This is a genomic window from Chromobacterium amazonense, from assembly GCF_001855565.1.
In the GTDB taxonomy this organism is placed as follows: Bacteria; Pseudomonadota; Gammaproteobacteria; order Burkholderiales; family Chromobacteriaceae; genus Chromobacterium; species Chromobacterium amazonense.
This window is the reverse complement of record NZ_MKCR01000011.1, coordinates 1-14,012: the sequence shown is the minus strand read 5'-3', so window position 1 is coordinate 14,012 and position 14,012 is coordinate 1. Positions and strand designations below refer to the sequence as shown.

The window sequence follows — 14,012 nt, the reverse complement described above, 5'->3', positions numbered from 1 at the left end:
TTGGGCCGGGAACACTACAAACGAGAATTTCTGACAGGGGCGGTCAATAAAACTCACAGCGCGCCCAGGCGCTCGACGATGAAGTCGACGAAGACACGCAGCTTGGGAAGTTGATGCCTATCGGGAAAGTACAAAAGATGAACAGGCTTGGGAGGGGGAAGAAAGCCGGGCAATACTTCGACCAGCCGCCCCGTTGCGATGTCCTGCCTAAGCAAGGCCTCGGCCAGCAATACCAGCCCTGAGCCCGCTAAGGCCAGTTCACGCAATGCCTGGCCATGGTTGCAATCTATCCGCCCGACTCTTGGCGAGGCACCGTAAGTGTGAGCAAGTTGCTCCCAACCATCACCCTTGCGCCAATTACTAAACCCCAGACAGTCATGATCAGCCAGGTCTACGGGGTGCTGCGGCACTCCTCTGCGCGCCAGATAATCCGGCGAGGCGGCGATCATGAAACAGTAAGGCTGAAGCGGGCGCGCCACCATGCTGGAGTCTTGCAAATGCCCGACTCGGAACAGGGCGTCGTAACCGCCGATCACGGGATCCACCAGTTCGTCTTCCAGGCTCAGTTGCAGGGAAATGTCCGGATACCTCGCCATGAATTCGCCCAACAACGGCGCCAGACGGCATGCGCCAAACACCACGGAGGCATTGACGCGCAAATGTCCCCTCGGCTGTTGCTGCAGTATCGCCAGACCATCCTCCGCCGACTGAATGTCAGCAAGAATGGCCTTGCACCGCTGAAAATAGAGCGCGCCCAATTCAGTCAGCTGTTGCCGCCGAGTGGTGCGCACCAGCAGCTTACCGCCCAGCCGCGCCTCCAGCGCAGCGATATGCTTGCCCACCATGGGCTGAGAGAGGCGGTAAGCCTCCGCTGCTGCGGTGAAGCTGCCCTTGTCCACCACGGCGACAAACAACTCCATGCTGAGCAATCTATCCATTGATTAAAAAATCCTGGTTATCAATCTTGTTCATCATAACGGATTAATCATTGGGAAGAATCACTGCACACTAGGCGCATCGTTACCCGCAATGGAAACACACCATGAAAATCCTGCTAGTCGGCGCCAGCGGCACTCTTGGCCGCGCCATCCACCAAGCACTGTCTCACCATGATGTGATCACCGCTGGCCGCGCCAGCGGCGATCTGAGAGTCGACATCACTGACAGCGACAGCATCGCCAGATTATTTGAACAAACAGGCCGGCTTGATGCCATCGTCAGCGCAGCCGGAGAGACACACTTCGGTCCGCTGACGGAGACTACCGCCGCGGACTTCCGCATCGGTCTGGAAAACAAGCTGCTGGGACAGATCAACCTCGCCTTGACCGGCCAGCATTATCTGAACGACGGCGGCTCCGTCACGCTGACCAGCGGCATCGTCGGCGCCCAACCCATCCGCCACGGCAGTAACACTACAACCGTCAACCGCGCGCTGGAAGGCTTCGCCGCCGCCGCTGCGCTGGAGCTGGCACGCGGGCAACGCATCAATGTCGTCAGCCCTAATGTGCTGCAAGAATCGATGGCGGCTTATGCGCCCTATTTCCCCGGCTTCGAGGCCGTGCCGGCGGCTCGCGCCGCCCTGGCCTATGTGCGCAGCGTGGAAGGCATCGCCAACGGGCAAACATTGGCTGTGTGGTAAATCTTCATGCGGCCTGCCGCAACTTGAGATGCAACAGAGGAAACGGCCTGCCGGCGCTATCCAGCGCCGAGCGGCTAGCCACTGTGAAGCCCATGCGGCGGTAAAAGGCCAGCGCGGCGGGGTTATCCTCGTTGACATCCACAGCCGTAGCCGCCAGCTCCGTCACCGCGTGCGTCAGCAAACGCTTTCCCAAGCCTCTGCCGGCGCATTCGGGATCGATGAACAGCATCTCCAGCTTGCCGGCCATCGTGCCGGCAAAGCCCGTCACCCGCCCCTTGCCATCGCGGGTCACGCGTAAGGCCAGGCCGATGTATTCCGCGGCTTCAAATGCAGCCGCCACCTCTGGCCGCATGGCGACGATGTCGTCCTCGCTTAAAAAATGATGGGTGGCGCGTACCGATCGCTCCCACAGGCGGAGCATGGATTGAAAATCCGCGGCATGCGCGGAGGTGATGGAGAGAGACATCGCGGCATCCTTTCTAAAGAACATTTCACCAAAAGACAACGGTAGGAATCCTGCGCTCCGCGCTTGAGTCGCGAACGCGCCGACTATACTGCATCTGCCGCCCCCTGAGCCTTGGGCGCGCAAGGGGAGGTTCGATGAGACTAACCTGGCTGGGCATGCTGGCTTGGATATGGTGGTTGCAGACTGCGCACGCCGAACCGGTGCAGTCCTCCAACCAGGCGATAGAGCCATGGGGCGACGCCGCCAGCGGCGATGGCTTGGCGCCGCGCTTCCTGCGCTGGCTGGCCGCGCAAAGCGGCCTGCAGCTGCGCCAGGACATCCGGCCGCTGCCGCGGGTGGTGGAAGACCTCAAAAGCGGCCAGAACGCGCTGGCGCTGATTACCGCGTCGACGGAGCGCGATGGCTTCGGCCTGGAAGTATGCCGCCCGACGGCAATCCGGCTGTCAGTGATCTACCGCGATGCCGGCCGCACGCTGAGCCTGGCCGATCTGCAGCGCCGCCCGGTCGGCATCTTGCGCGGCACCCACACCCTGGACAGATTCCTTGCCGAGAGCGGCGCGGACAGGGTATTCGTCCGCGATCTGCACCAAGGGTTCCGCATGCTGCGCGCCGGCCGGCTGGACGCGATGATGTGCGTCCGTCCCGGCTGCGGCCACACCCTGCGCGAGCTATCGACGCCAGCTGACAAGTGGGCAGAGCTGCCCATCAGCAGCGAGCCGATGGCCGTCTATGTGTCGCGCGCCCACCCGCTGGCGCACGATGCCGCCATGCTGGACAGATTGCGCGCCGCCTGCGCATCGCCGCAGGGCAAGCAGGAGCTGGCCGCGCTGCTGGCGCGCTACGACTGAGCGTCGAATCCTGGGCTTGGGTTGCGCCTGCGCGCCGAGGCGCAGGGCCTCCGCGAAGCCTTGTCAGCAAGGCAGCACGCAAAAAAAACCGCCGGCTTGTCGCCAAGCGGGCGGCTTCGCGGATGCGCCAAAAGCGATCAGATATCGGCTTCCACCTCGTTGCCCTTGGCCTCCATCCAACTGCGGCGGCTGGACGCTTCGCCCTTGCCCATCAGCATGACGAACATGTCCAGCGTTTCCTTCAGCATGCCGGGGCGCACCTGCACCTTGACCAGGCGGCGGGTGTCGGGGTTCATGGTGGTATCCTTCAATTGCTCCGGGTTCATCTCGCCCAAGCCCTTGAAGCGGGAGATGGTCCAGGCGTTCTCGCGCACGCCCTCGCTGCGCAGACGGTCCAGGATGGCGGTCATTTCGCCCTCGTCCAGCGCGTACAGCTTGCGCGGCGGACGGGTCTTGCCCTGGCCCGGCACATCGACGCGGAACAGCGGCGGCTGGGCGATGTAGATATTGCCGTTTTCCACCAGGCGCGGGAAATGGCGGAAGAACAGCGTCAACAGCAGCACCTGGATGTGGGAGCCATCGACGTCGGCGTCGGACAGGATGGCGATCTTGCCGTAGCGCTGGCCGGACAGGTCCGGCTGGTCGTTCGGGCCATGCGGGTCCACGCCTATCGCCACGGAAATGTCGTGGATTTCGGCATTGGAGAACAGTTGGTCCTTGTCCGTCTCCCAGCTGTTCAGCACCTTGCCGCGCAAGGGCAGGATGGCCTGGTATTCCTTGTCGCGCGCCAGCTTCGCCGAACCGCCGGCCGAATCGCCCTCCACCAGGAACAGCTCGTTGCGCTCGATGTCTTCGCTCTCGCAGTCGGTCAGCTTGCCCGGCAGCACCGCCACGCCGGAACCTTTCTTCTTCTCCACCTTTTTTACCGACTTCAGGCGGCTCTGCGCCTGGCGGATGGCGAGTTCGGCGATCTTCTTGCCGGCCTCCACATGCTGGTTCAGCCACAGCTCCACCGGATCGCGGGCGAGGCCCGAGATCAGCTTCAGTGCGTCGCGGCTGGTCAGCTTGTCCTTGGTTTGGCCCTGGAACTGCGGGTCCAGCACGCGGGCGGACAACACGAAGCGCACGCGGCTCCACACGTCTTCGGCCATCAGCTTGACGCCGCGCGGCAGCAGGTTGTGGTGGTCGACGAAGCTTTTCACCGCGTCGAATACCCCGGCGCGCAGCCCGGCCTCATGCGTGCCGCCCGCCGGGGTGGGGATCAGGTTGACGTAGCTCTCGCCGCTGGCGCCGTCTTCGAACCAGGCCATCGCCCATTGCGCGCCCTCGCCCTTGGCGAACTGCTCGTGGTCGTCGCCGATATAAGCCTCGCCGGCGAACAGCGGCGCCACCGGCTCGTCGCCATTGCACAATTCGGCCAGATAGCTCTTCAGGCCTTCCGGATACTGCCAGACTTTGACTTCATCGCCGCTGGGCTTTTCCACCGTCAGCGTCACTGCCACGCCGGGCAGCAGCACCGCCTTGGCGCGCAGCAGCCGCTCCAGCTCCTGCATCGAATAGCGCGGGCTTTCGAAGTATTTGCCGTCCGGCCACACCCGCACGCGGGTGCCGCTGGTGCGCGGGCCGCAGTCAGCCACGCGGGCCAGCGGTTCGATCACATCGCCGCCGGAAAACACCAGACGGTGCACACCGCCATCGCGCTTCACCTCGACTTCCAGCCGGGTGGACAGCGCATTGGTCACCGACACGCCGACGCCGTGCAGGCCGCCGGAGAAGGCATAGGCGCCGCCGTCCTTCTTGTTGAACTTGCCGCCTGCGTGCAGGCGGGTGAAGACCAGCTCCACCACCGGCACGCCTTCTTGCGGATGCAGGCCTACCGGAATGCCGCGGCCATCGTCCTCCACGCTGAGCGAGCCGTCCTGATGCACGGTGACGGCGATCTTGCGCGCGTAGCCGCCCAGCGCCTCGTCGGCGGCGTTGTCTATCACTTCCTGGCAGATGTGGGTGGGGTCGGTGGTGCGGGTATACATGCCCGGCCGTTCTTTGACCGGCTCCAGCCCCTTCAGCACCCGTACCGAAGATTCGTCGTATTGTTGAGTCATGTTGTGGTCTTACCCTGTCGGCGTTTCACGTCGACGCCGCCCATATGGGACGGCTCAAATAAAGACAGCGGGCATTGCCCGCCGTCGCTGTGCTGCAAAATTGCGCGGCCCGCTCACTGCTCGCTCTGCGCCGCGGCGATGCGCGCCAAATAGGCGTCGTGACTCTCCACGCCCCGCAGGAAGCGCGACAGCTCGGACAAGGCGCGCTCGTACACATCGCGCTTGAACTCGATCACCGCGTCCACCGGCGCCCAATAATCGTTCCAGCGCCAGCCGTCGAACTCCGGATGCGTGGACGCGCGCAGGCAAACATCGCTGTCGCGACCCACCAGCCTGAGCAGAAACCAGATCTGCTTCTGCCCTTTGTAACTGCCGCGCCATTCGCGGCGAACCCAATTGGTCGGCACCTCATAACGCATCCAGTCGCGGGTGCGTCCCAGGATCTTCACGTGCTGTGGCAGCAAGCCCACCTCCTCCAGCAGTTCGCGGTACATGGCGGCCTCCGGGCTTTCGCCCGGTTTGATGCCGCCTTGCGGGAACTGCCAGGAATGCTCGCGCACGCGCTTCCCCCAGAACACCTCGTTTTTGGCGTTGGTGAGGATGATTCCGACGTTTGGGCGGTATCCGTCCCGGTCCAGCATGGAAAAAACCTGCAATTCGTCTCGTTACCGGAATTTTTGCACATTTCGGCCCGCCTTGCCACGCGGCCCGCCAGCCGGCGGCGCGTCAAAACGCTTGACCGGCGTCACTTGCGGCCTCGCCCACTCCCCCAAATTGGCCAAACGATGCTACGATGCGTCGATTGAACGTCAATCAACTGCGCATTCATGGCATTTCTGCTCAATCGACCCACGTTGACCCGCCTGCCCTGGCTTCCGCTGCCGCCGCAAGACTTCACCACGCTGCTGCAGACCAGCGATTTTCGCCTGCGGCTGCTGGAAGCGATCGCCGCGGCGACCCGGCGCGTCTACCTGTGCGCGCTGTATCTGGAAAACGAGGAAGCGGGCCGGGAAATCCTGGACGCGCTGTACCAGGCCAAGCAACGCTGGCCTGAGCTGGACGTGCGCGTGATGGTGGATTGGCATCGCGCTCAACGCGGCCGCATCGGCGAAGACCAGTCGCACTGCAACGCCAGCTGGTACCGCGAGGAAGCGGCCCGCCGCGATCTGGACATTCCGATCTACGGCGTGCCGGTGCAAACACGCGAGTTGTTCGGCGTGTTGCACCTGAAGGGCTTCGTCATCGACGATACCGTGTTCTACAGCGGCGCCAGCCTGAACAATGTCTATCTGCACAAGCTGGACAAATATCGCTTCGACCGCTACCACCTGATCCGCAGCCCGCAGCTGGCCGATGCCATGGCCGATTTCATGGCCGAGCAGTTCTTCAACGACCCGGCGGTATTCCGGCTGGACAAACCCGCGCCGTCCACCCGCAGCATCCGCAAGGAAATCCGCCAGTTCCGCGACAAGCTGGTGCACAGTCAGTACCGGCCCGCCGCATCGCCCCCGGTCTCTGCGGAGCAACTGGCCATCGCCCCAATTGTCGGCATCGGCAAGGGCAACCGGCTGAACCGCACGATACTCGATATCATCGCCAGCGCGGACAGCAAGCTGTTCATCTGCACGCCGTATTTCAACTTTCCGCGCGCCGTGGTGCTGGAAATCAACCGCGCCCTGCGCCGCGGCGTGGAAATCGACATCGTCGTCGGCGACAAGACCGCCAACGACTTCTACATCCCGCCGGAGCAGCCATTCAGGGTGATCGGCGCGCTGCCCTATCTGTACGAGATGAACCTGCGCCGCTTCGCCAAGCGCCAGCGCCAATATGTGTCGCGCCAGCAACTGCGCATCCATCTATGGAAAGACGGCGACAACACCTATCACCTGAAGGGCATCTGGAGCGACGCGCGCTACATCCTGCTGACCGGCAACAACCTGAATCCCCGCGCCTTCCGCCTGGATCTGGAAAACGCGCTGCTGCTGCGCGATCCGCAAGGCGCCCTGCGCGCGCAGGGTGAAGCCGAACAACGCAGCATTCTGCGCCACACCACGCCGCTTGCGCACTACCGCCAGCTGGAAGACGTGAAGCACTACCCGGAACAGATCAAGAAACTGCTTACCCGCTTGAGCCGCGTGCGGATCGACCGCATGCTCAATCTGATGCTGTAAGCGCCCCGCCCCGCTTTCGCGGGGCTTTTTTTTTCGCCCGCGCCGCGCCAGCCGGCGCTGCGGCGGCGCTTAGGCGAGCGCGCGAGCGACCTGGCCATGCGGCATCATCATCCCAGCATGGCCTGCCGGTATTCGCCAAGCCGCCCGAGCACGACCTAGTCTTTAGCGGATGGCAACGGCCGCACCTCCTGCAGGCGCTGGTAGTCGACATGATCGTTTTCATGCTCATCGGTATAAATCAGATCGGCGAAAGCATGATTCCAACGAATATCCTGATGCGAAAACGTATGCCGCGCCACCATAGGCTGAATGGTGGTTTCGTCCATGCCGTTGATGGACAAGATCAGCTGCGCCTTGACCGCCGCCAGCGAGTCGGCATCGCGTTGATACAAGGGGCTGCGCTCGTCTATCTTATGCATCAGCGTCCAGCCGAGCACAAACATCGGGTGCTCATCCCGCACCAGCGTCAGGTCGTACAGTTTGCGAAAGGTCGTTCCTTCGGCAGTCACCTCCTGCTGCAACAAGCGCAGGCGGGCACTGGCATCAATGATCACGTTATTTCTGGCATTGGCCGCGCGCAGCATCAACACCGGTTCACCGTTCAATGGACGGACGACGGGGCTGCTGGTAAACACGATGCGCGCCCTGGGCCGCGAGAAGCGGGCAAACGTCACGCCGGTAATCAATGCAATGCTCATCATGCCGATGAAAATCTCCAGCATGGAAATCCAATGCGTATACAGCGTTTGCGGATGCATATCGCCATAGCCAACCGTCGCCAGCGTCTCGACGCTGAAAAAGAATGCACCCAGAAAACCAGGCGGAAACTGGTTGGCGATGCCGCCGGCTTGCAATTGATAGAGTCCGGCAAACAATAGATTCAATGCGATGAAAGCCGCCGCGATAAACAGGTAAAAACGCGGCCAACTGATGGTCATGCAGTAGTGATAGAGGTCATGCAGGGAGTGGCGCGGCAGGCTGTGAATGAACAGGCTGCGGCCGCCCGCCTCTATGCGTCGCGCGGGTTTGCTGCTGCGAATAACCATCTGGCGCCACCATGTCGAAGTCTGCAAAGGCTGATTGTGTGAGGGATGGAAACAGACGTCAATGGCGGCCATTCGCGCAAGCGAAAGCGCAATGGCGGACACCTGGGAGTTTGGGCGCGCGCAAAGCGCAAAGCCCAGCTCGGTTGAGCTGGGCTTTGTCGTATCGGGCGTCTGGCGGTGTCCTACTTTCACATGGCGAATGCCACACTATCATCGGCGCTAAGGCGTTTCACGATCCTGTTCGGGATGGGAAGGCGTGGGACCACCTCGCTAAGGCCACCAGACATAAACTGTACAAACTGCAAGAAGCCTGAACCAGAGTCGCTCTCTGATTCTGAATATTCGGTATTTGATGTTCTTCGCACATCCACTCTCGTCACTTAGCCTCGCTAAGCCACTCAAATGATAGGATCAAGCCTCACGAGCAATTAGTATCGGTTAGCTTCACGCCTCACAGCGCTTCCACACCCGACCTATCAACGTCCTGGTCTCGAACGACTCTTCAGGGAGGTCAAGCCTCCAGGGAAGTCTCATCTTCAGGCAAGTTTCCCGCTTAGATGCTTTCAGCGGTTATCTCTTCCGCACTTAGCTACCCGGCGATGCGACTGGCGTCACAACCGGTACACCAGAGGTGCGTCCACTCCGGTCCTCTCGTACTAGGAGCAGCCCCCGTCAAACTTCCAACGCCCACTGCAGATAGGGACCAAACTGTCTCACGACGTTTTGAACCCAGCTCACGTACCACTTTAAATGGCGAACAGCCATACCCTTGGGACCGGCTACAGCCCCAGGATGTGATGAGCCGACATCGAGGTGCCAAACACCGCCGTCGATGTGAACTCTTGGGCGGTATCAGCCTGTTATCCCCGGAGTACCTTTTATCCGTTGAGCGATGGCCCTTCCATTCAGAACCACCGGATCACTATGTCCTGCTTTCGCACCTGCTCGACTTGTCGGTCTCGCAGTTAAGCTACCTTTTGCCATTGCACTATCAGCACGATTTCCGACCGTACCTAGGTAACCTTCGAACTCCTCCGTTACACTTTGGGAGGAGACCGCCCCAGTCAAACTGCCTACCATGCACTGTCCCCAATCCGGATCACGGACCAAGGTTAGAACCTCAAAGGGGTCAGGGTGGTATTTCAAGGTCGGCTCCACCAGAACTAGCGTCCTGGCTTCTTAGCCTCCCACCTATCCTACACAAACCACTTCAAAGTCCAATGCAAAGCTACAGTAAAGGTTCACGGGGTCTTTCCGTCTAGCAGCGGGGAGATTGCATCTTCACAAACACTTCAACTTCGCTGAGTCTCAGGAGGAGACAGTGTGGCCATCGTTACGCCATTCGTGCGGGTCGGAACTTACCCGACAAGGAATTTCGCTACCTTAGGACCGTTATAGTTACGGCCGCCGTTTACCGGGGCTTCGATCAAGAGCTTGCACCCCATCACTTAACCTTCCGGCACCGGGCAGGCGTCACACCGTATACGTCCACTTTCGTGTTGGCACAGTGCTGTGTTTTTGTTAAACAGTCGCAGCCACCGATTCTCTGCGACCTCTCAAAGCTTCGAACGCGAAGTCCTACACTCTAAGAGGCATACCTTCTCCCGAAGTTACGGTATCAATTTGCCGAGTTCCTTCTCCTGAGTTCTCTCAAGCGCCTTAGAATTCTCATCCTGCCCACCTGTGTCGGTTTGCGGTACGGTTCTTGTGTAGCTGAAGCTTAGTGGCTTTTCCTGGAAGCGTGGTATCAGTCACTTCAGGTCCGTAGACCCTCGTCATCACGTCTCGGCCTTAAGGGGCGGCGGATTTGCCTACCACCCCAGCCTACCGGCTTAAACAGACTATTCCAACAGTCTGATGACCTAACCTTCTCCGTCCCCACATCGCACTACACAAAAGTACGGGAATTTTAACCCGTTTCCCATCGACTACGCTTTTCAGCCTCGCCTTAGGGGCCGACTCACCCTACGCCGATGAACGTTGCGTAGGAAACCTTGGGCTTTCGGCGAGCGGGCTTTTCACCCGCTTTATCGCTACTCATGTCAGCATTCGCACTTCTGATATCTCCAGCATCCCTTACGAGACACCTTCACAGACCTACAGAACGCTCCCCTACCACGCATCGGCTTCCCTTAGCCTGCTTGTTTCCCTCATGGCCTGGCGACCATTGGGGTGGGCTTTGTCATCGCTTCGCGATGACAAGCTTGCAACAAGCTAAGGTGAAGCCGACGCATCCGCAGCTTCGGTTATCAGTTTGAGCCCCGTTACATCTTCCGCGCAGGACGACTCGACCAGTGAGCTATTACGCTTTCTTTAAATGATGGCTGCTTCTAAGCCAACATCCTGGCTGTCTAGGCCTTCCCACTTCGTTTACCACTTAACTGATCATTTGGGACCTTAGCTGGCGGTCTGGGTTGTTTCCCTCTTGACGATGGACGTTAGCACCCACCGTCTGTCTCCCATGCTCGCACTTTCCGGTATTCAGAGTTTGCCATGGTTTGGTAAATCGCAATGACCCCCTAGCCATAACAGTGCTTTACCCCCGGAAGTGATACATGAGGCACTACCTAAATAGTTTTCGGGGAGAACCAGCTATCTCCGAGTTTGTTTAGCCTTTCACCCCTATCCACAGCTCATCCCCTAGTTTTGCAACACTAGTGGGTTCGGACCTCCAGTGCGTGTTACCGCACCTTCATCCTGGCCATGGATAGATCACTCGGTTTCGGGTCTACGCCCAGCAACTAAAGCGCCCTATTCGGACTCGGTTTCCCTACGCCTCCCCTATTCGGTTAAGCTCGCTACTGAACGTAAGTCGCTGACCCATTATACAAAAGGTACGCAGTCACGGAACACGTCCGCTCCCACTGTTTGTATGCATCCGGTTTCAGGTTCTATTTCACTCCCCTCCCGGGGTTCTTTTCGCCTTTCCCTCACGGTACTGGTTCACTATCGGTCGATCACGAGTATTTAGCCTTGGAGGATGGTCCCCCCATCTTCAGACAGGATTTCGCGTGTCCCGCCCTACTTCTCGTATGCTTAGTACCAAGAATGCGTTTTCGTGTACGGGGCTATCACCCACTATGGCGGTCCTTTCCATAACCTTCCACTAACGCAATCTCTATCACATACAGGCTGTTCCGCGTTCGCTCGCCACTACTTACGGAATCTCGGTTGATTTCTTTTCCTTCAGCTACTTAGATGTTTCAGTTCGCTGAGTTCGCCTCCTCAGACCTATGTATTCAGTCTGGGATGACCCCTAAGGGCCGGGTTTCCCCATTCGGATATCGCGGGATCAAAGCTCTATTGCCAGCTCCCCCGCGCTTTTCGCAGGCTTACACGTCCTTCATCGCCTGTGATCGCCAAGGCATCCACCAGATGCACTTAGTCGCTTGACCCTATCATTTCAGTAACCTAGATCACTAAAACAACAAGTGTGTTTGTGCGACGACTGCACCGCCCCTTTTGAGTTGGCGACGCAGCCTTAGATACAATCAAATACCCAAGATGACGATTTGTCCGCGTAAAGAGTTAACTCTACGCTTTCATTTCGCCGTCTTATATATTCGGCTTCTTCAGTTTGTTAAAGATCGGGCGTTTTACAACGCAAACAGAATCAAACTTCTCAATTCGATTTTGTTTGCGGTGTGGTGGAGGATGACGGGATCGAACCGACGACCCCCTGCTTGCAAAGCAGGTGCTCTCCCAACTGAGCTAATCCCCTCTTTTTGGGTGATGCTGCGTTGCTCAGTCGCTCATGTGCATAAGCACATGTCGCTCCCTCGCGCCTTGCCTGACCCAAAAAATACTGGTGGGTCTGGTAGGACTCGAACCTACGACCCCTGCGTTATCAACACAGTGCTCTAACCAGCTGAGCTACAAACCCAGTAGTCGCTTCATACCACATCCTTTTCGATCAAAATCAAGCAGATCCAGGCGAAAGCTGACGACGTGTACATCCAGTACACGAGGAGGCTTTCAACGCAGAGCTGCGCAGATTTTCATCGAAAATGCCCTTAACTTGAATAACCGATAGGCTGTAAGTACTTGACGATCGCCTTCTCTAGAAAGGAGGTGATCCAGCCGCAGGTTCCCCTACGGCTACCTTGTTACGACTTCACCCCAGTCATGAATCCCACCGTGGTAAGCGGCCTCCTTGCGGTTAGCCTACCCACTTCTGGTGAAACTCACTCCCATGGTGTGACGGGCGGTGTGTACAAGACCGGGAACGTATTCACCGCAGCATGCTGATCTGCGATTACTAGCGATTCCGACTTCACGCACTCGAGTTGCAGAGTGCGATCCGGACTACGATCGGTTTTATGAGATTGGCTCCACCTCGCGGCTTCGCGACCCTCTGTACCGACCATTGTATGACGTGTGAAGCCCTGCTCATAAGGGCCATGAGGACTTGACGTCATCCCCACCTTCCTCCGGTTTGTCACCGGCAGTCTCATTAGAGTGCCCAACTTAATGATGGCAACTAATGACAAGGGTTGCGCTCGTTGCGGGACTTAACCCAACATCTCACGACACGAGCTGACGACAGCCATGCAGCACCTGTGTTACGGCTCCCTTTCGGGCACCAAGATATCTCTACCAAGTTCCGTACATGTCAAGAGCAGGTAAGGTTTTTCGCGTTGCATCGAATTAATCCACATCATCCACCGCTTGTGCGGGTCCCCGTCAATTCCTTTGAGTTTTAACCTTGCGGCCGTACTCCCCAGGCGGTCAACTTCACGCGTTAGCTACGCTACCAAGGATTCAAACCCCCAACAGCTAGTTGACATCGTTTAGGGCGTGGACTACCAGGGTATCTAATCCTGTTTGCTCCCCACGCTTTCGTGCATGAGCGTCAGTGTCATCCCAGGGGGCTGCCTTCGCCATCGGTATTCCTCCGCATCTCTACGCATTTCACTGCTACACGCGGAATTCTACCCCCCTCTGACGCACTCTAGTCGTGCAGTCTCCAATGCGTTCCCAGGTTGAGCCCGGGGCTTTCACATCAGACTTGCACAACCGCCTGGCCACGCTTTACGCCCAGTAATTCCGATTAACGCTTGCACCCTACGTATTACCGCGGCTGCTGGCACGTAGTTAGCCGGTGCTTATTCTTCCGGTACTGTCATCCCCGCCAGGTATTAACCAGCGGGATTTCCTCCCGAACAAAGTCCTTTACAACCGAAGGCCTTCTTCAGACACGCGGCCATGGCTGGATCAGGCTTGCGCCCATTGTCCAAAATTCCCCACTGCTGCCTCCCGTAGGAGTCTGGGCCGTGTCTCAGTCCCAGTGTGGCGGATCATCCTCTCAGACCCGCTACTGATCGTCGCCTTGGTGAGCTCTTACCTCACCAACTAGCTAATCAGACATCGGCTGCTCGTATAACGCGAGGCCTTTCGGTCCCCGCTTTCCCCCTCAGGGCGTATGCGGTATTAATCCGGCTTTCGCCGAGCTATCCCCCATTACACGGTACATTCCGATGCATTACTCACCCGTTCGCCACTCGCCACCAGGAGCAAGCTCCCGTGCTGCCGTTCGACTTGCATGTGTAAAGCATGCCGCCAGCGTTCAATCTGAGCCAGGATCAAACTCTTCAGTTCAATCTCATAGCAACTTCTGGCACGCAAGTTCAAAGAAATAACTGGTATTTCCTATCTCTTGCAGTGCAAGTTTTTGGCTTTCGCCAAGCACTTACACCTATCGGTTATTCGTTCTGTTAAAGAGCTGTGCTGGTCGCTGCGA

General features: G+C 58.8%; 8 protein-coding genes, 1 tRNA gene and 3 rRNA genes. 3 read left to right on the top strand and 9 right to left on the bottom strand.

All coding sequences use genetic code 11. The annotated features are described in order from the left end of the window. Nucleotides 1-53: 53 nt before the first annotated feature. Entirely contained in the window at nucleotides 54-938 is an 885-nt protein-coding gene (locus BI343_RS07125; RefSeq protein WP_043628975.1) for a LysR family transcriptional regulator, read from the bottom strand. 104 nt (nucleotides 939-1,042) lie between these two features. Between BI343_RS07125 and BI343_RS07120 the strand changes: the two genes are divergently transcribed. Next, nucleotides 1,043-1,639, top strand: a complete 597-nt coding sequence (locus BI343_RS07120) for a short chain dehydrogenase (protein ID WP_071109202.1) — start codon at nucleotides 1,043-1,045, stop codon at nucleotides 1,637-1,639. A gap of 4 nt (nucleotides 1,640-1,643) precedes the next feature. Here BI343_RS07120 and BI343_RS07115 read toward each other — a convergent pair whose 3' ends face one another. After that, nucleotides 1,644-2,105 (bottom strand): GNAT family N-acetyltransferase, encoded by a 462-nt coding sequence (locus BI343_RS07115; protein ID WP_071109201.1) that lies wholly within the window; start codon nucleotides 2,103-2,105, stop codon nucleotides 1,644-1,646. Between the two features lie 134 nt (nucleotides 2,106-2,239). Here BI343_RS07115 and BI343_RS07110 point away from each other — a divergent pair, with 134 nt between their 5' ends. Next, the gene (locus BI343_RS07110; protein ID WP_139165673.1) at nucleotides 2,240-2,953 is read left to right on the top strand and encodes a substrate-binding periplasmic protein; all 714 of its coding nucleotides are present in this window, start codon (nucleotides 2,240-2,242) and stop codon (nucleotides 2,951-2,953) included. A gap of 137 nt (nucleotides 2,954-3,090) precedes the next feature. On the opposite strand, the gene parE is transcribed toward BI343_RS07110, so the two are convergent. Both parE and BI343_RS07100 read right to left on the bottom strand, forming a co-directional pair. Next, complete coding sequence (parE, locus tag BI343_RS07105) at nucleotides 3,091-5,055, bottom strand: DNA topoisomerase IV subunit B (protein ID WP_071109199.1); 1,965 nt, start codon at nucleotides 5,053-5,055, stop codon at nucleotides 3,091-3,093. A 113-nt stretch (nucleotides 5,056-5,168) separates the two neighbouring features. Then, nucleotides 5,169-5,696, bottom strand: a complete 528-nt coding sequence (locus BI343_RS07100) for an RNA pyrophosphohydrolase (protein ID WP_189338848.1) — start codon at nucleotides 5,694-5,696, stop codon at nucleotides 5,169-5,171. 186 nt (nucleotides 5,697-5,882) lie between these two features. Between BI343_RS07100 and pssA the strand changes: the two genes are divergently transcribed. Further along, nucleotides 5,883-7,226 (top strand): CDP-diacylglycerol--serine O-phosphatidyltransferase, encoded by a 1,344-nt coding sequence (gene pssA, locus BI343_RS07095; protein WP_071109198.1) that lies wholly within the window; start codon nucleotides 5,883-5,885, stop codon nucleotides 7,224-7,226. A 155-nt stretch (nucleotides 7,227-7,381) separates the two neighbouring features. Here pssA and BI343_RS07090 read toward each other — a convergent pair whose 3' ends face one another. The 5 genes from BI343_RS07090 to BI343_RS07065 all read right to left on the bottom strand — a co-directional run bounded on the left by BI343_RS07090 (nucleotide 7,382) and on the right by BI343_RS07065 (nucleotide 13,870). After that, a complete protein-coding gene (locus tag BI343_RS07090; protein ID WP_244886594.1) occupies nucleotides 7,382-8,344 on the bottom strand; it encodes an ion channel in 963 nt (320 codons plus the stop codon). Nucleotides 8,345-8,441: 97 nt separating this feature from the next. Then, a 5S ribosomal RNA gene (rrf, locus tag BI343_RS07085) occupies nucleotides 8,442-8,556 on the bottom strand. 123 nt (nucleotides 8,557-8,679) lie between these two features. Then, nucleotides 8,680-11,667: ribosomal RNA gene (locus tag BI343_RS07080) — 23S ribosomal RNA — on the bottom strand. 411 nt (nucleotides 11,668-12,078) lie between these two features. Continuing rightward, nucleotides 12,079-12,155: transfer RNA gene (locus BI343_RS07070), tRNA-Ile, on the bottom strand. Between the two features lie 181 nt (nucleotides 12,156-12,336). Beyond that, nucleotides 12,337-13,870, bottom strand: a 16S ribosomal RNA gene (locus tag BI343_RS07065). Together the 16S, 23S and 5S rRNA genes with 1 tRNA gene alongside form the textbook arrangement of a ribosomal RNA operon. Between the last annotated feature and the right edge of the window lie 142 nt (nucleotides 13,871-14,012).